General features: G+C 63.4%; 14 protein-coding genes. 7 read left to right on the plus strand and 7 right to left on the minus strand.

Going from position 1 to position 18,007, the window contains the following annotated elements; translation table 11 throughout:
- Window positions 1-91 precede the first annotated feature (91 nt).
- Genes RAE21_RS03515 through RAE21_RS03525 form a run of 3 tightly spaced genes read right to left on the minus strand, consistent with a single transcriptional unit; the run spans window position 92 to window position 5,963 of the window.
- A complete protein-coding gene (locus tag RAE21_RS03515; RefSeq protein WP_313880166.1) occupies window positions 92-1,531 on the minus strand; it encodes an efflux transporter outer membrane subunit in 1,440 nt (479 codons plus the stop codon).
- Window positions 1,524-4,679, minus strand: a complete 3,156-nt coding sequence (locus RAE21_RS03520) for an efflux RND transporter permease subunit (protein WP_313880167.1) — start codon at window positions 4,677-4,679, stop codon at window positions 1,524-1,526. The genes RAE21_RS03515 and RAE21_RS03520 overlap by 8 nt, the downstream gene beginning before the upstream one ends.
- 21 nt (window positions 4,680-4,700) lie before the next feature.
- A complete protein-coding gene (locus RAE21_RS03525; protein ID WP_313880168.1) occupies window positions 4,701-5,963 on the minus strand; it encodes an efflux RND transporter periplasmic adaptor subunit in 1,263 nt (420 codons plus the stop codon).
- 188 nt (window positions 5,964-6,151) lie between these two features.
- Here RAE21_RS03525 and RAE21_RS03530 point away from each other — a divergent pair, with 188 nt between their 5' ends.
- A complete protein-coding gene (locus RAE21_RS03530) occupies window positions 6,152-6,778 on the plus strand; it encodes a TetR family transcriptional regulator (RefSeq protein ID WP_313880169.1) in 627 nt (208 codons plus the stop codon).
- A 63-nt stretch (window positions 6,779-6,841) separates the two neighbouring features.
- Window positions 6,842-7,450: an IMPACT family protein gene (locus tag RAE21_RS03535; RefSeq protein ID WP_313880170.1), complete on the plus strand. Its 609-nt coding sequence runs from the start codon at window positions 6,842-6,844 to the stop codon at window positions 7,448-7,450.
- A gap of 22 nt (window positions 7,451-7,472) precedes the next feature.
- Here the strand turns inward: RAE21_RS03535 and RAE21_RS03540 are convergent, their stop codons facing one another.
- A complete protein-coding gene (locus RAE21_RS03540) occupies window positions 7,473-7,853 on the minus strand; it encodes an MAPEG family protein (RefSeq protein WP_313880171.1) in 381 nt (126 codons plus the stop codon).
- Window positions 7,854-7,887: 34 nt separating this feature from the next.
- Window positions 7,888-8,544, minus strand: coding sequence for a LysE/ArgO family amino acid transporter (locus RAE21_RS03545; protein ID WP_313880172.1), 657 nt, complete (start codon window positions 8,542-8,544; stop codon window positions 7,888-7,890).
- Window positions 8,545-8,627: 83 nt separating this feature from the next.
- Here RAE21_RS03545 and RAE21_RS03550 point away from each other — a divergent pair, with 83 nt between their 5' ends.
- Window positions 8,628-9,524: a LysR family transcriptional regulator ArgP gene (locus RAE21_RS03550; protein ID WP_313880173.1), complete on the plus strand. Its 897-nt coding sequence runs from the start codon at window positions 8,628-8,630 to the stop codon at window positions 9,522-9,524.
- Window positions 9,525-9,557: 33 nt separating this feature from the next.
- On the opposite strand, the gene RAE21_RS03555 is transcribed toward RAE21_RS03550, so the two are convergent.
- Entirely contained in the window at window positions 9,558-11,789 is a 2,232-nt protein-coding gene (locus RAE21_RS03555; protein WP_313880175.1) for a molybdopterin-dependent oxidoreductase, read from the minus strand.
- Window positions 11,790-11,967: 178 nt separating this feature from the next.
- Between RAE21_RS03555 and RAE21_RS03560 the strand changes: the two genes are divergently transcribed.
- The 4 genes from RAE21_RS03560 (at window position 11,968) to acnA (ending at window position 17,062) form a co-directional block, all read left to right on the plus strand.
- A complete protein-coding gene (locus tag RAE21_RS03560) occupies window positions 11,968-12,372 on the plus strand; it encodes a PAS domain-containing protein (RefSeq protein WP_313880176.1) in 405 nt (134 codons plus the stop codon).
- Between the two features lie 3 nt (window positions 12,373-12,375).
- Complete coding sequence (locus tag RAE21_RS03565) at window positions 12,376-12,825, plus strand: hypothetical protein (RefSeq protein WP_313873509.1); 450 nt, start codon at window positions 12,376-12,378, stop codon at window positions 12,823-12,825.
- 5 nt (window positions 12,826-12,830) lie between these two features.
- On the plus strand, window positions 12,831-14,105 hold the full coding sequence (locus RAE21_RS03570) for an AMP-binding protein (RefSeq protein ID WP_313880177.1): 1,275 nt from the start codon (window positions 12,831-12,833) through the stop codon (window positions 14,103-14,105).
- A 74-nt stretch (window positions 14,106-14,179) separates the two neighbouring features.
- Window positions 14,180-17,062, plus strand: a complete 2,883-nt coding sequence (acnA, locus tag RAE21_RS03575) for an aconitate hydratase AcnA (RefSeq protein WP_313880178.1) — start codon at window positions 14,180-14,182, stop codon at window positions 17,060-17,062.
- On the opposite strand, the gene RAE21_RS03580 is transcribed toward acnA, so the two are convergent.
- Window positions 17,038-17,931: a LysR substrate-binding domain-containing protein gene (locus RAE21_RS03580; RefSeq protein ID WP_313880179.1), complete on the minus strand. Its 894-nt coding sequence runs from the start codon at window positions 17,929-17,931 to the stop codon at window positions 17,038-17,040. The two genes, acnA and RAE21_RS03580, sit on opposite strands and share 25 nt — an antisense overlap.
- Window positions 17,932-18,007: the final 76 nt, after the last annotated feature.

Below are 18,007 nucleotides of genomic sequence, written 5' to 3' on the forward strand. Positions count from 1 at the left end.
CCCCAAACGGGTGATTTACGCTTGCTCACAAGTGCTCCTGATTTAGGAGCTACTCGCGCATATTCCACGGGCGCTAGCGCCAATTTTTGCTTTAAGGCTGGGCTGCTTTTTGAGTGTCGGCAGCTTCAGTCCATCCACCACCCAGCACCTTGTACAAGGTCACCAGGTTCTGCAGTTGCTGAGTTTGCACCTGCACTTGTGCCTGTTGGGCTGCGAATAGCGAGCGCTGCGCCTCCAGCACCTCAAACGAACTTGCCGCACCGGCTTTGAAGCGCAGGTCGGTCAGTTGCATGGTGGTCTGGGTGGCGTTGAGCTGCGCGGTCTGGGCTTGCAGTTGCTCGCCCAGGGTGGCGCGGCCGGCCAATGCATCGGCCACTTCCTTGAAGCCACTCTGAATGGCTTTTTCGTACTGGGCGATGGCGATGTCCTTGTTCACTTTAGCGGTCTCGAGGTTGGCCCTGTTGCGGCCCGCATCAAAGATGGGCATCAGCAGCTGGGGCACAAAGGTCCAGGCGCTGGTGCCGTTGCTGAACAAGGTGTCCAGGTCGCTGCTGGCCACGCCGGCGCTGGCAGTGAGCGTGATGCGCGGAAAGAACGCTGCGCGGGCAGCACCGATGTTGGCGTTCAGCGCGAGCAGGTTTTGCTCGGCCTGTCGCACATCGGGGCGGCGCACCAGCAACTCCGACGGCACACCGGCTGGCAGGTCGCTCAAGAAGCCTTGCTCCGCCAAGCCCAAGCCTGCAGGCAGGTCGGCCGGCAAGGGCTGGCCCACCAGCAAGACCAGGGCGCTCTCGTCGGTGGCGCGCTGGCGGGTTTGCTGGGCCAGCGACACTTTGGCAGCTTCCAGCAGGCTCTGCGCGGTGCTCAGGTCCAGCTTGGAGGCGGCTTCGTTGTCGTATTTCAGCTGCATCAGGCGCAGGCTCTCTTGCCGCGTCTTGAGCGTCTCGCGGGTCACGCGCAGCAGCTCGTCGTTGGCCAAGAGCGTGAGATAGGTGTTGGCTACCGACGCAATCAGGCTGATCTGCACCGTCTTGCGGGCTTCTTCGGTGGCCAGCAGTTGCGACTGGGCCGCTTGGCTCAGGGCGCGCACCCGGCCAAAAAAGTCCAGCTCATAGGCGGTCACGCTCAGGCCCGCGGTGTAGCTGCTGCTGATGGCGCCGCTGGCAACTGGGCCGCGGCTGCCGTTGATGCCGGCATTCACCGTGGGCAGCTGGTCGGCGCGCGCCACTTGCAGCTTGGCGCGGGTGGCGTCAATGTTGAGGGCCGCTACGCGCAGGTCGCGGTTGTTCTCCAAAGATAGCTCAATCAGGCGCTTGAGGCGCGCGTCTTTGAAAAAGCTTTGCCACTCAATGTCTGCCGCGGCCTTGGCGCTCGCAGCGGGTGTGCTGGTTGCGGCCACGTGCGGGAAGGCGGGCGCCACCGGCGCCGCCGGGCGGCTGAAGGTGGGGATAAAGCTGCAGCCAGCCAGCCACAGGGCCGCCGACAGGGTGGCCAAGCGCAGGGCAGGGCGCGCAAAAGTGTGCTTACTCATGGGATTCAGCTCCGATCTGGTGTCCGTGTTGTGCGTCGAATTGGCGCTGGCGTTCGCTGCCCTTGAAGATGCTACGTACCACCACAAAGAAGATAGGTACAAAGAACACCGCCAGGATGGTGCCCGCCACCATACCGCCGATCACGCCGGTGCCGATAGCACGTTGGCTGGCAGAGCCCGCGCCGCTGGCGAGGGCCAGAGGCAGCACGCCCAGAATGAAGGCCAGCGAAGTCATGATGATGGGGCGGAAGCGCAGGTGCGCGGCCATCAAGGCAGCCTGGATGGCTGTCTTGCCCTGGGCTTGCAGGTCTTTGGCGAACTCGATAATCAAAATCGCGTTCTTGGCCGACAAGCCGATGATGGTGATCAGGCCCACCTGGAAGTACACGTCGTTCGCATACCCCCGGAACAGCGTGGCCAACACCACACCCAGCACGCCCAAAGGCACCACCAGAATCACCGACAGCGGGATCGACCAGCTCTCGTACAACGCAGCCAGGCACAAGAACACGGCCAGGATCGCAAACGCATACAGGATGGTGGCTTGCGAGCCGGCCAGCTTTTCTTCGCGGGACTGGCCGGTCCACTCAAAGCCAAAGCCTGCGGGCAACTGGCTGGCCAGTTTTTCCATTTCAGCCATGGCCTCGCCGGTGCTGTAGCCGGGGGCTGCACTGCCGCCGATGCGGATGGCCGAGTAGCCGTTGTAGCGCACTGTTTGCATGGCGCCGTTTACCCAGCGGGTAGTGGCAAATGCCGACAAGGGCACGGCCTTGCCGCTGCTGTTGATGACGTTGAACTTCAACAGGTCGTCCGGCTGCATACGGGCTGTCGCATCGGCTTGCACCACGACCCGCTGCAGGCGGCCTGCGTTCGGGAAGTCGTTCACATAGCTGGAGCCCAGGGCCGTAGAGATCGTGCTGTTGATGGCGCTGAAGCTCACGCCCAAGGCGCTGGCTTTGTCACGGTCGATATCGATCTGCAGTTGGGGCGCGTCTTCCAGGCCATCAGGGCGGACCTGGGTGATCACTTTGCTCTTGGAGGCCATACCCAGCAACTGGTTGCGTGCAGCGATCAAGGCTTCGCGGCCCTTGCCTGCACGGTCTTGCAAGCGGAAGGTAAAGCCCGATGCATTGCCCAGCTCAGGGATGGGGGGCGGGCTCAAGGGGAAGATGAAAGCATCGCGAATGCCCATCAGCGCGCCGAACGAACGGCCGGCCAATGCCTGTGCCGATTGGCCGGGACCTTGGCGCTCGGACCAGTCTTTCAGGGTCACAAAACCCAGCGCAGCGTTCTGGCCTTGGCCGGAGAAGCTAAAGCCGATCACACCCACCATGCTCTCCACCTCGGGTTGCTTGAGCATGAAGCCTTCGACCTGCTCCATCACGCTGGTCGTGCGCTGCTGGGTCGCACCCGGCGGTAATTGCACGTTCACGATGATGTTGCCCTGGTCTTCAGCCGGCAAAAACGAGGTGGGCAAGCGCATGTAAACCACTGCTACAGCGCCGATGATGGCAACGTAAATCACCAAGTAACGGCCTGCTTTTTTCAGCAGGCGCTGCACCACGCTTTCATAGCCCTTGGCAGTGCTGGTGAAGCGGCGGTTAAACCAGCCGAAGAAGCCTGTGCTGGCGTGTGCATGGCCGGCCACCACGGGCTTAAGCAGGGTGGCGCAGAGTGCGGGTGTGAGCGACAGCGCCAGGAAGGCCGAGAACGCGATCGATGCCACCATCACGGTCGAGAACTGGCGGTAGATGTTGCCCACCGAGCCCGAGAAAAACGCCAGGGGCACAAACACGGCAATCAGCACCACGGTCACGCCGATGATGGCGCCCGAGATCTGGCCCATCGCCTTTTGGGTGGCTTGCAGCGGTGGCAGGCCTTCTTCGCTCATGATGCGCTCGACGTTTTCCACCACCACGATGGCGTCGTCCACCACGATACCGATCACCAGCACCATGCCGAACATGGTCAGCACGTTGATCGACATGCCCAGCGCCAGCAGCGTGGCAAAGGTACCCAACAGGGCGATTGGCACCACGATGGTCGGGATCACGGTGTAGCGCCAGTTCTGCAAGAACAAGAACATCACCAGGAACACCAGCACCACGGCTTCGACCAGGGTCTGGGCCACTTGTTTGATGGAGATATTGACGAAGCGCGAGCTGTCGTAAGGAATGCTCCACTTCATGCCTTGCGGGAAATAGGTTTCCAGCTCGGTCATGCGAGCGCGCACGGCTTTGGCGGCCGCCATGGCGTTGCCACTGGGTGACAGCTGCACGCCGATACCGATAGCAGGCTTGCCGTTCAGGCGGGCGGAGGTGCTGTAAGCCTGTGCACCCAGCTCAATGCGGGCCACGTCTTTGAGGCGCACCGCAGAGCCGTCTGCATTGGAGCGCAGGGTGATGTTGCCGAATTGCGCCACGCTGCCCAACTGGCCGCTGACCACCACCGTGGCAGCAATGCCCTGGCCGGTGATGTTGGGCAAGTCGCCGATAGCGCCGGCGGATACCTGCGCGTTTTGCGCGCTGATGGCGGCATTTACCTCGGAGGTGGACAGGTTGAACGAGGCCAGCTTGGCCGGGTCCAGCCAGATACGCATAGCGCGCTCGGTACCAAACAGCTGGGCCTGGCCGATGCCGGGCAGGCGCTGCAGTTCGGGCACGATGTTGCGCGAGGCGTAGTCACCCAGTTCGATGGTGCTGGTGTCCGGGTTGTCGGTGGCCAGCATGGTGAACAGCAGGAAGTTCGAGCGCGACTTGTCCACCCGCACGCCTTGCTGCGTTACCGAGGCAGGCAGGCGCGGTGTGGCCCGCGCAAGGCGGTTTTGCACATCGACCTGGGCCATGTCGGCGTCGGTGCCGGTCTCAAACGTCAGGGTCAGGGTGCCGGAGCCATTGGCTTGTGACACCGATTCCATGTAGATCAGGCCGGAGGCGCCGTTCATTTCGCGCTCGATGACGCTCAGCACACTGTCTTCCAGCGTCTGGGCAGAGGCGCCGGGGTAGGCTACGTTGACCACGATGGCCGGAGGCGCCACGGGCGGGTACTGCGAAATCGGCAGCTGGGTAATGGCAACGCCGCCCATCACCATGATGAACAGCGATAGCACCCATGCAAAGATGGGGCGGTTGATAAAAAACTGGGCCATGGGAAAGTGCCTCGTGTGTACTTATTTGCCCGCGGCCGATGCGGCAGCGGCAGGGGCGGATGCAGCGGCTGCAGGCGCACCGGCAGCAGCCGGGGCAGAGCCGGTCCATGGCACCGCCTTCACGGGGGCACCGGGCACCATCATTTTCTGGAATCCATCGACGATGACCTGGTCGCCTTCTTTCAGGCCGTCCAGAATCACCCATTGGCTGTTTTGGGCATTGCCCACCTTGACCGGGCGTGGGCCGGGTTTGCCGTCTTCACCCACCACCAGCACAGTGTCGCCCTGGTTGGTGCGGGTCACTGCTTGCTGCGGCAGCAGAATGCCGGAAGGCAGCTCAGCTTGCGATAGGCGCACACGCACATATTGGCCGGGCAAGAGCAGGCCATCGCCATTGGGCACTTCGGCGCGCAGGGTGATCTGGCCGCTGGTGGCGTCCACCGTCAGGTCGCTGAACAGCAATTTGCCGGCTTTGGGCAGCTCGCTGCCGTCTTCCAGCACGATGCGCACCGGTACCGAGCCATCGCCCGAGGCGCGCAACTGCTTGGAGGCAATCGCTTTGCGCAGGCGCAGCACATCGGTGCTGGACTGGGTGAAGTTCACATACACCGAGCCGGTTTGCTGGATGGTGGCCAGTGCGGTGGCGTCAGCAGCACCCACCAGGGCACCTTCGGTCACCGAGGACTGGCCGATACGGCCGGAAATCGGGGCAGTGATAGTGGCGTAGGCCAGGTTGATACGTGCGGTCTCTGCAGCGGCCTTGGCCACGCCCAGGTCGGCTTCGGCCTGGCGCTGCGTGGTTTGCAGGGTGGTGAATTCTTGTTTGCTGATGGCGTTGGCTTCTACCAAGGCCTTGTTGCGCTCCACTTGTGCAGTAGCTTGGGCCAAAGTAGCCTGTGCTTTCACCACGGTGGCTTGGGCGCTTTCAAACGCCGCGCGATAGGGGCCGGAGTCCAACTGGTACAGCACCTGGCCGGCTTTGACCTCGCTGCCTTCGCGGAACATGCGTTGCAGCACCACACCGCTCACACGGGCGCGCACCTGGGCTACGCGCAATGCGCTCACCCGGCCGGGCAACTCGGATTGCAGTGCAACCGATTGGGGCGCAACAGTGATCACACCCACCTGCGCGGGCGGCATGCCGCCACCGGGGGCACCACCGCCCTGGGCGCTGTCCTTGGCGCCGCAGGCGGCCAGGGCCACTGCAAAGGGAATGGCCATCAAAGCGAGACGACCGGTGGATGATGAGGGTGCATGACCCAGGGTCTGACGGAACAGCGACATACAGATTTCCCTTGTGACAGAAGTAGTTGGGGCGGTAATCGGGGGAGTGGCTTGCCGGTAGTTTGATCTAGGGCAAACCCTCAAGGAATAGCCTAGCAGACCGCAGCAATGAAGGTTAGTATACATACATGCACGAATGTATGTTTCTAAAAAACTACAATACCCGCAGATTTCTATGAGGTCAATCCATGGCCCGCCGCACCAAAGAAGAAGCTTTAGTTACCCGCGAATTGATACTTGACGCTGCTGAACGTGTGTTTCACCAGCGCGGGGTGTCGCGCACGTCCCTGCAGGAAATCGCCAAAGAGGCCGGTCTGACCCGGGGCGCGATTTACTGGCACTTTGAAAACAAAGGCGAGCTCTTTCACGCCATGATGGAGCGCGTGACCCTGCCCATGATGGCGCGCATGACCGAGATCACCCCGGAGGACGAAGCCCGCCCGCTCGACAAAATTCGGCGCAATACGGCCGCCGCCCTCCAGGAGATTGCCCACAACCCGCAGGTGCGCCGCGTGTTCGAGATTGCGACCCAGAAGGTGGAGTACGTGGACGAGTTGCAGAGCGTGCGCGAGCGGCACATTGCCGGGCGCAATGACTGCATGGACGATATGCACCACCTGATGCAGCTGGCGCAAGAGAAGGGCCAGATGCGCCGGGAGATGGATATCCGCACCGCGACGCTGGGGCTGTTTGCGTTGATCGGCGGGCTCAAGTTCAACTGGTTGCTGGATCCGCAGGCCTTCGACCTCGAAGCTGTTGGCCTCGCCACGATTGATGCGTACCTGGCCGGCTTGAAAGCCTCGCCGGTTGCCTGATTGCTACTGATTTGATAGCTGCTCGCGCACATTCTGTGAGCGCCAGGGCCTGATTTCATTCACATGCCACACACACTAGCCGCAGCGGCACACAGCGAACTCACGATCAAAAAGAGCCGTTTCATCGGTTGTGTGCAACCCGTGGCCGACCGCGCGACTGCGCAAAAGGTAGTGGCCGGCTTGTGGGCCGAGCACCCTACGGCCACTCATGTGTGTTGGGCGCTGATGGCGGGTGGCCACTCGGCCGCGGTGGATGACGGCGAGCCCAGCGGCACCGCCGGTCGGCCCATGCTCGATGTGCTGCGCCACCATGACCTGGAGGGGGTGCTGGCCACCGTGGTGCGGTACTACGGCGGGGTGAATCTCGGGGCGGGCGGTTTGGTGCGTGCCTATACCGACGCGGTAGCGCAAGCGCTGCTCAAGGCTGAAAAAGTGCCGATCGTGAAACAACACGCCTTGCTGTGTGCCTTGCCTTACCCCCTGGAGGGGCGGGTGCGCCGGGAACTGGAGGCCGCAGGCGCGGTGCTCGGCGCAGTGCAGCACAGCGTGCGAGTCACCATGGCTTTCACGGTGCCCGCAGGCGCGGTGTCGGGCTTGATGACCCGCCTGAATGAAGCCGGTGGCGGGCAACTGGAGTGGCTGGACGCGACCGAAGTGCCCGCCGCTGCCTGAAGCCCCGCCTTTAGCCTCTCAATCAGCCGGCCATCACGGCGCCCACGAGGGTCGCCGCCAGCAAGCCCATGATCGGGAAAAAGCCCATCACAAAACCCAGTGTGCGGCTCTTGGGGTCGTTCGCATACGCCTTTAGGTAAACAAAGCGCCCGACGATATACGCCACACCCGCGGCTGCACTCCACATTGGCGACCAGAACTGGGCGCTCAAGTACATGGCCGGCAGCAGGGTCACCATTTGCTCCAGCGAGTTCATGTGCACCCGGTACAGGCGCTCAAACATCGGGTGCCCGGTGACTGCGGGTGCGTGTACCTCGTAGCGGCCCCGCGCCCAGCCGACCAGCATCCCGAAGCCCATGTACTGCGCAACCACCAGCACCGTGACCACATGCAACCACACCATGGCAATCTCCCTAGTAAAAAGAGCAGAGCCTACCTTACCCCAGTGTCACTTGCGTCCATAAACCGTAGGCAATGTGGCCCATCATCGCGGCCACCAGCAGGTCCAGCACCCGCCACGCCACTGGGCGCGCAAAGAGGGGGCTGAGCAGCCGTGCGCCAAACCCCAGCGTGACAAACCACAGCGCACTCGCGCCGCCGGCGCCTACCAAAAACCAGCCCTGCAAATCAGGTGCCTGCTTGGCCCCTACGGCGCCCACCAGAATTACGGTGTCCAAGTAGACATGGGGATTCAGGAGGCTGATCCCCAGCACTTGCAACACCGTGGTGCGCAGGCTCTGGGGTTCACCTTGCAATTGCGCTTGCAGTGCCTGCGGGGCCAGCGCCCGGCGCAGGGCCATGGCGCCGTACCAGGCCACCACCGCTGCACCGGCCAGGGCCAACGCGTTCAGCGCGCGCGGGTGTTGGCCCAGCGTTGCCGCCAGCCCGCTGACCCCGAGGGTCATCAGCGCCATGTCGAGCAGGGCGCACACCATGACCACCGCCAGCACATGTTCGCGTCGCAGCCCCTGGCGCAGCACATAGGTGTTTTGCGCGCCAATAGCCACGATGAGTGACAGGCTCAAAGTCAGCCCGGTGGTGATGGTGGGCAGGGCCGCTTGGAGCGTGGATAAAAAAGAGGTCGTGTCTTGCATGCCGGGCAGTATGCAAGTGAACAGAGTGTCGTTTGCATGAAATCTGCTACGCTGGAATTAGCCAAACTTCATCGAGCTTGACCATGTTGGAATCCACACTCCTTGCCACAGTAGCTGCCGTCGTGCGCGAAGGCAGCTTTGAGCGCGCTGCACGGGTGCTGCATATCACGCCCTCGGCCGTGTCGCAGCGCATCCGCCAGATGGAAGAGCGGGTGGGGGCGGTGCTGATCGTGCGGGGCCAGCCGTGCACCGCCACCGAGGCAGGTGCCCGCATCTGCCGCCATGCGGATTCGGTGGCCATGCTGGAGCACGATTTGCGACGCGACCTGCCGGCCTTGGCCCCGGAGGACGCGCAGGCGGTGCACACCACCATCCGCATTGCCATCAACGCCGACAGCCTGAGCACCTGGTTCGTGACCGCCATGCGCGACTTCTGCGCGCAGAGCCGGGTGCTGCTCGATGTGGCTGTGGACGACCAAGACCAGACCAACGAATGGCTGCGCCGTGGCCATGTGTTGGCCGCGGTGACCTCGCACGCCAAGGCGGTGCAGGGCTGCAAGGTGCGCAAGCTGGGTACCTTGCGCTATTGCGCCACCGCCTCGCCGGCCTTCATGCAGCAGCACTTTGCTAGTGGGGTGAACGCAGACACCCTGGCCCGCGCACCCAGCATCGTGTTTGACCGCAATGACCGTCTGCAGGAGCGCTGGGTGCGCCGCCAGCTGCGCCGTGATGTGATGCTTCCGGCCCACCGGCTGCCGTCCTCGCAGGCCTTTGTGGATGCCGCGCTGGCCGATGTGGGCTGGGGCATGAACCCGCTGCTCTCGGTGCAAGAGCACCTGGACAAGCGCCGTTTGGTGGAGCTGGTGCCTGGCCGCGCGCTGGATGTGCCCTTGTATTGGCAGGTAGCCCAGCAACCCCTGCCCGAGCTGGAGCGCCTCACTCGCAGTGTGGTGGCTGCGGCAGGGGAGGCGCTGCTCTAGCGCCTGCCTGCGCTGGATAGTGGGGGCGTGTGTTTACGCCGCTTCCATGGTGATGGCCACGCCGCCTAGCACCGCGTTGCCCGAGAGCGGGTCGCGCAACTGGTCGTCCAGCAAGGCATTGAGGTTGGCGCCCGGGCGCTCCGCCGCCACCCGCAGCTTTGCGCCCGGCAGGTTGTGGCCCCAGCCGTGCGGCAGGCTCACCACGCCGGGCATCATGTCGGTGCTGAACTGCACTTGCGCTTGCACACTGCGGTGACCGTTGCGCAGTGTGGCCATGCCGCCGTCTTGCACTCCATGGCGTGCAGCATCGTCTGGGTGGACCAGCGCGGTGCAGCGGAAAGGGCCCTTGGCCAGCGTGGGCAGGTTGTGCATCCAGCTGTTGTTGGTGCGCACATCGCGCCGGCCAATAATGACTAAATCGGGCGCTAGCCCAGACAGATCCCGCGCAGCACGCTCTAAATCTTGTAGCAAAAGCGGGGGTGCAAGCTCCACCTTGCCGCTGGGGGTGCGCAGCATTTCGGGAATGCGGGGCTGCAGTTCGCCCAGGTCAATGCCGCCGCTGTCGCTGGCGGCCATCACCTTTTGCAGATTCAAACCTTCAGGTTTCAGACCAAAGTTGTCGCCGTAGGGGCCACTGCGCAGCGCCACATCCAGCCCGCGCTGAGGGCCGCGCAAGCTGCCGGTCGCTGCGATGACGGCAGTGGCATGGGGGCCAAACAAGCGGTTGGCGTCGTCGGCAAACTGCTGGTCGTCGAGCAGGTTGGCGTCCTGCTGTGCACCTTGGCCTTGCACGATGGCGGTCAGCTTGAGCAGGGTTTGCCACTCTTCAGGCTGGCCATCGGGGCGGGGTAGCACCGGCGCGCTGTAGCGCGCATGGTTGCGCCACGAGAGCTGGGGGAAGGCCACGTCGTAGTGCAAGTCTTCGAGCGGCGAGAGGCCTGGCAGGATCACATCTGCATGGCGGGTGGTTTCATTCAGGTAGATGTCCAGGCTGACCATGAAGTCCAGCGAGTCCAGCGCTTTGGCAAGGCGCGGGCCATCCGGGCTGGAGAGCACCGGGTTGGTGGCCACGGTGATTAGCGCACGCACCTGGCCTTCGCCGGGTGTTTCGATTTCTTCTGCCATGCAGGTAATGGGCAGTTCGCCATACACCTCGGGCGCGCCGCTCACGCGGGCATGGTGGCGGCCGGTGCTCACGCCTTTACCAATACCGGGCTTGCCCACGGTGTTGCTGGCAAAGGCGGCAGATTTGGCAAACAGCATGCCGCCTTCCATGTCCAAGTGGCCGGTCAGGGTGTTGAGCACATCCACCAACCAGCTTGCCAGCGTGCCGTATTGCTGGGTGCAAGTGCCGATGCGGGCATACACCGCCGCTTTGGGCGTGCTGGCAATCTGGCGCGCCAGGCTGCGAATGGTGTCGGCCGGCATGCCGCAACGGGCGGCTGCGGCTTCAGGCGTGAAACCGGCTACCGCTGCGCGCACTTCCTCAGCGCCCTGCACCCATGGCGCCACCCGACCCAGGTTCACTCGATTTTCCGCAAACAGCACCTGCACCATGGCCGCCAGCAAAAACACGTCGGCCCCCGGGCGGATGAAGTGGTGCGCGTCGGCCACGGCGGCTGTTTCTGTGCGGCGCGGGTCGATCACGATGAGCTGGCCACCCCGGGCCTGCAGCGCTTTGGCCTTGCCCTTGAAGTCGGGCACGGTCCACATGCTGCCATTGCTGGCCAGCGGGTTGGCGCCAATCACCACCAGCAAATCGGTGCGGCTGATGTCGGGCAGGGCGGTGGAGAGCCAGTGGCCGAACATCAGGCCGCTGGCTAGCTGCTTGGGCATCTGGTCCAGGGTAGAGGCGGAAAACACATTGCGGCTGCCGATGGCGCGCGCCAGCTTTCCGAAATAGGTGAGCAGGCCGATCTTGTGGGCCGACGGGTTGCCCACGGCCATGGCGACCGCGTGCTTGCCGTGAGCGGCCATGAGCGGCGGCAGGCGCTTCTCAATCTCGGCAAAGGCCTCGTCCCAAGTCGCGGGTTCGTGTTTGCCGTTGCGCTTGATCAGCGGGGTGCGCAGGCGGTCCGGGTCTTCGTGCAGGTCTTTGAGTGCAATCGCCTTGGGGCAGATGTAGCCGCGGCTCAGCACATCGGCCTCATGCCCGCGGATGCTGATGACCTTCTGGTCCTGGACCTTGATTTCCAGCCCGCAGCAGGCCTCGCACAGGGGGCAGATACGGTGATGGGTGTGCACGGGTTGGCTTGTCTCGCTCATGGTTCTGGTGCTTTCGGTTGCGAATGAAGCTTTATTGCTGCACTGCGCCTGCTTGTCCAGAACCCACGCGACAGGAGGCGTGCCCTCGTGGGGTGGCAACAGTCAGGTGCCCTACAAGGCGGGAGTGCTAGGATGCGATACGCTGCTTAAACAGTTTTTGTGTTTCTTGGGGAAAAGTATGAATAACGAGTTATTGGCTTTTGATACTCCCGGACTCTGCGCCCTGTTGAGCGATGTGCCGGCGGAGGACCTCGACGCCTTGCCCTTCGGTGTGATCGGCTTCGACGCCAGCGGACATATCCAGCGCTACAACGCCTATGAATCCAAGGCGGCCATGTTCGACCCCAAGACCGTCATCGGCCAGCATGTGTTCGTGGAACTTGCTCCCTGCTTCAACAACTACCTGGTCGCCACCCGCTTCGAGGATGCTGCCGCCGCCAGTGAGGCCCTCGACGAAACCATGCCCTATGTGCTGACCTTCCGGATGCGGCCTACACGGGTGCAGATCCGTCTATTGGCGCAGCCGGACCAGGGTTTGCGGTTTATTTTGGTGTTGCGCACGCCGGCACCTGCCAAGGCCTGAGCCATGGAACTCGGCCAAGACCCCGACAGCGGCTTGGACGCCGCCCAACTGCAGCTTGAATACAGCGCGCTGCTGCAGTTTTTGCACCTCGCACCGATCGGCCTGGTGCGGGCCCGCTTTTCAGGCGAAATTGTCTTGATGAACCCCATGGCTTCGCAGCTGCTGAATGCCATCGGCATGCATGATGTGGAGTTCAACATCTTTGACATCTTCGACAAGGTGTCCAAAGACCTGCGCATGCTGGTGCAGGAGTTTCCGGACTCCAAAGACGTCATCCTGTGTGAAGACTTCCAGATGCTGCTGCCTGAAAACAAGGCCGCCAAAGACGCCCCGATTGCCCTCGGCGTCACCGTCATGCGGCTGCCGGCCGACCCGGATACCTTGATGGTGGTGATCACCGACGCCTCCGGCGCCTGGCGGCTCAAGCGCTTGCAAGCCGCCTGGATCCGCTAGAACCCATGGCCCCCGGCGACGCACTCTTATGGTGGCGTGAGCCTGCGGTGGTTCAGCGCTTTGTGGCTGACCTGCTGCAGTCCGAAATGGCGTTGCTCCGCCCCTCTGGCTGGGCATGGCCAGCCGCCGCACAAGGCGATATCCATCTGGTGCGCGACCTGCAGGCGGATTCGCTGGAAATGATGTCGCTCTTTGCCGCGTTTGCCGATGCCTTGCCCGCGCAAACGCCCGACATGGTCGACACCCTGCACGAGCACACCACCTGGCACGGCTGGGCACAGGTGCTCGCCAGCGCCATGGATGCTGCATATGCCCACAGCGGTGCCCGCATGCCCGTGCGCTTTCGTACCTCGGGGAGCACCGGCACCCCCAAGAGTTGTGTGCATGCGCTCAGTGACTTGGTGCAGGAAATGCAGGCCATGGCCGCAGTGCTGGCGAAGTTGCAGCTGCCGATTCAGCGCGTGGTCTCTGCGGTGCGCAGCCACCACATTTACGGTTTTTTATTCACGGTGCTGTTGCCGCGCATCGTGCAACCGCAGCTGGTGCCAGTATTGAGCATGCAGGGGCGCGCACCGCTGGGGCTGGAGAGGTCGTTGCAGCCGGGGGATCTGGTAGTGGCTTTCCCCGACTGGTGGCGCGCTGCGCTGCGGTCGTCGGTTCGCTTTCCTGAGGGCGTGGTGGGGGTCAGCTCCACCGCACCGTGCCCCGAAGACGTAGAGCAGGCTGCGCTGGCGGCCGGCCTGCAAGAGTTTTTGCAGATTTACGGTAGCAGCGAGACAGCGGGCATAGGCTGGCGGGCCTCGGGTGCTGGCATGGCCGCGTTTCAGCTCCACGGGTTCTGGCAGCGTGTGGCGGACGCACCGCACCACCTGCAGCGCACCCATGCCGATGGCAGCACCGCCCGAGTCGCCCTGCAGGACGCATTGACCTGGCAGGCGGATGGCTGCTTTGTTCCCGGCCCGCGGCTCGATGCCACGGTGCAAGTGGGCGGGGTGAATGTGGATTTGGCGCAGCTGCAAATTAAGCTGCAGGGGCACCCGGCGGTGCAGGCGGTGGCGCTGCGTTTGCGCCCGTTTGCGGGCACACCGCGTATCAAAGCCTTTGTGGTTCCGGCGGACCCGGCCTCGGCAGATGCTGCCTTGCGGGAAGCGCTTGCAGTTTGGTGCCGCCAGCATCTGGCTCCTGCTGCGCGGCCGGTGCATTGGGCCTTCGGACCCGCATTGCCAGTGAATGCGCACGGCAAGCCCGCAGACTGGCCGGTGGACCTTGACGCGGCGTAGTCAAAGCCACTTGTCATTGAAGAGTCATTGGGCTACTGCCAGAATGGACTTTTCATGTCCATGGGGAGCCCTTAGTGCCACACGCATTCGCATCCACCCTCCGGCCTTTTGAAACGGCTTCCGGCAAAGCCGGGCAGCTTTACTCCTTGCCGCATCTGGCGCGGCAGTTTCCCAACATACGCCGCCTGCCACTGTCCTTGCGTATCGTGCTGGAGAGCGTGCTGCGCAACTGCGATGGCCGCAAGCTCACACCCTCGCACGTGGCCCAGTTGGCCAACTGGCAGCCCCAGGCCGAGCGCACCGCAGAAATTCCGTTTGTGGTGAGCCGCGTGGTGCTGCAGGACTTTACCGGCGTGCCCCTGCTGGCCGACCTGGCCGCCATGCGCAGCACTGCCGCCGCGCTGGGCGCGGACCCGGCTCGGATTGAGCCGCTGGTGCCGGTGGACTTGGTGGTGGACCACTCCATCATGGTGGACGAATACGGTCACAAGAACTCGCTGGACCTGAACATGAAGCTGGAATTCCAGCGCAACCGCGAGCGCTACGAATTCATGAAGTGGGGCATGCAGGCCTTTGACACCTTTGGTGTGGTGCCGCCGGGCTTCGGCATCGTACACCAGGTGAACCTGGAGTTTCTGGCGCGCGGCGTGCACAAGGCCAAGCAGCCTCGCGCAGCGGACGGCAGCAAGCAAGCCGCCATCTACTACCCCGACACCCTAGTGGGTACCGACAGCCACACCACCATGATCAACGGCATCGGTGTGGTGGGCTGGGGCGTGGGCGGCATCGAAGCCGAGGCCGCCATGCTGGGCCAGCCCGTGTACTTTTTGACGCCGGATGTAGTGGGCTTTGAGCTCACCGGCGCGCTGTGCGAAGGCGTGACCGCCACTGACCTGGTGTTGCGGGTGACCGAGATGCTGCGCGCTGAAAAAGTGGTGGGCAGCTTTGTGGAGTTTTTTGGCGAAGGCACCGAAAACCTGGCCCTGCCGGACCGCGCCACCATCGCCAACATGGCGCCCGAGTATGGCGCCACCATGGGCTTCTTCCCTGTCGATGAGCGCACCTTGGACTATTTCAAGGGCACGGGCCGCACCAAAGCAGAGATTGAGGCGTTTGAAGCCTACTTCCGCGCCCAAGGGCTCTTTGGCTTGCCGGGCGGCAAGAGCGCGTCTTCGGAGATGAAAGACATCGCTTACACCCGTGTGGTCAAGCTGGACCTGCGGGACGTGACGCCCAGCCTGGCCGGCCCCAAGCGTCCGCAAGACCGGATCGAGCTGGGCCATGTGGCGGACAAGTTCACCGAGTTGTTCAGCCTGCCGGGCACGGCCAACGGCTTCAACAAAGACGCCGCCACCCTGCACACGCTGTACCCCGCGCCTTTGGCTGTGGCTGCAGACAAACCCGCCAAAAATGGCAAGGCGGAGCCCACGCCGCTGCTGGTGCAAAACGGTGATGTGCTGATTGCCGCCATCACCAGCTGCACCAACACCAGCAACCCCAGCGTCTTGCTGGCCGCTGGCCTGCTCGCCAAAAAGGCGGTCAAGGCAGGGCTGACGGTGGCGCCGCACATCAAAACCAGCCTGGCTCCCGGCTCGCGCATCGTGACCGAATATCTGCAGGAAACTGGCCTCTTGCCTTACTTGGAGAAGCTGGGTTTTTCGCTGGCGGGCTACGGCTGTACCACTTGCATCGGCAATGCCGGCGACCTAGCGCCCGAGCTTAATGCGGTGATTACTGAGAACGACCTCGTCTGCGCTGCGGTGCTGTCGGGCAACCGCAACTTCGAGGCGCGCATTCACCCCAACCTCAAGGCCAACTTCCTGGCCAGCCCGCCGCTGGTGGTGGCCTATGCGATTGCCGGCAACGTGACCCGCGACCTGATGACCCAGCCGGTGGGGCAAGGCAAAGGCGGTAAGGACGTGTACCTCGGCGACATCTGGCCCAGCAGCGACGAAATCTACAAGTTGCTCAAATTTGCCATGAACGGCAAAGCCTTCCGCGCCAACTACGCCAAGGTGAAGTCAGAACCCGGCAAGCTGTGGGAAAAAATCAAGGGCGTGAGCGGCCAGACCTACACCTGGCCGGCCAGCACCTATATCGCCAAGCCGCCGTTCTTTGATACGTTTGCTATGGAAAAAGGAGCTGCTCGCGCAGATTCCACGGGCGCCAAGGCCTCAAAAGGTTCCAAAGTATCCGCAGAGGCGGTACAGGGCGCCCGCATCATGGCGCTGTTCGGGGATTCGATCACCACCGACCACATTTCGCCTGCGGGCAATATCAAAGAGAGCTCGCCCGCCGGCCAGTGGCTGGTGGCCAATGGGGTGCAGAAAGCAGACTTCAACTCCTACGGTGCGCGCCGTGGCAACCACGAGGTGATGGTGCGTGGCACCTTCGCCAATGTGCGCATCAAGAACCTGATGGTGCCGCCCAAAGAAGATGGCTCGAGGGAAGAGGGCGGTGTCACCGTGTATCAGGGGCCTTCAGGTGAAGTGGAAAAGCTCTCCATCTTTGATGCCGCCACCCGCTACCAAACCGCCGGCATCCCCACCTTGGTGTTCGCAGGCGAGGAATACGGCACCGGCTCCAGCCGGGACTGGGCGGCCAAGGGCACGCAGTTGCTGGGCATCAAGGCGGTGGTGGCGCAGAGCTTTGAGCGCATTCACCGCTCCAACCTCGTGGGCATGGGCGTGCTGCCGCTGCAGTTCAAGGCCGGCGAGAGCTGGAAGAGCCTGGGGCTGACGGGTAACGAGACCATCAGCATCGTTCCGGATGCCGACCTCACCCCACAAAGCGAGGCGCAGCTGCTGGTTACGCGAGCAGACGGCACCCAAACCCGCCACACCTTGCTGCTGCGCATAGACACCCCGGTGGAGGTGGACTACTACCGCGCCGGTGGCATCCTGCCGTTTGTGTTGCGGCAGTTGCTGGGCCCTCAGCCGGTGAGCTTGCCGAAGTAATCCGCTAGCAGGGTGAGCGCATGCCGCACTTTGGCAGGCTGCTCGCCCCGCCGCGGGGTGACGGCATAGATCACGAATTCGGGCAACTTCCAGTCGGGCAGCACCTGCACCAGGCGTCCGTCGGCCATGGCACGGCGGTCGTCCTCGGTCACCGTGACGCTGATGCCCCAGCCCGCCACGCACAAGGAGTGCAGCACGGTCACTTGCGAGGCGCGTACGCGGCCCGTTACTTGCACGCGCTCTGTCTCTCCACCCGGTCCATGCAGCACCAAGGTTTCTTCGCCATTGCCTGACGGGCGCCCGCCCAGCCAGGCATGGTGTGCAAGGTCACGCGGGTGTTGGGGCCAGCCGTGCTGGGCCAGGTAGGCGGGTGATGCGCACATCTGGGCTTCCATCACCCCCAGCCGGCGCGAGATCATGCTGGAGTCCGGCAGGCTGCCGGTGCGCAGCGCAATGTCCACCCGGTCTTCAATCAGGTCCAGCACTGCATCGTCCAGCAAGAGGCTGATGTGCAACTTGGCATGGTCCTTCAGCGGCAACAAGACTTGCGCCAGCAGGGCCCCCATGCCGATGGGGGCGGTGATGCGCAGCTCACCCTCAGGTTCGTCCCGGTGCAGCACCAGCGCCTGGTCTGCAGCGCGGGCCGCAGCCACCATGGCGGTGCAGCCCTCTACATAGCGGGCTCCGGCCTCTGTCAGCGTCAGCTTGCGGGTGGATCGATGGAGCAGCGCCAGGCCCAACGCGTCTTCCAGCTGGCGCAGGTGCTGGCTTACGGCCGAGGGCGTCATGCCCAGCTGGCGGGCTGCGCCGCTGAGGCTGCCGGCAGCGACCACTTCGGCAAATACGGCCATGCGTTTGAGTTGGTCCATATCTAATTATTAAGTTTTACTTCACGGTAAAAGCGAAATTTACCGTCTATTCAGGTTTTCGTGAAGCAATCACACT

The organism is Rhodoferax potami (assembly GCF_032193765.1).
In the GTDB taxonomy this organism is placed as follows: Bacteria; Pseudomonadota; Gammaproteobacteria; order Burkholderiales; family Burkholderiaceae_C; genus Allorhodoferax; species Allorhodoferax potami.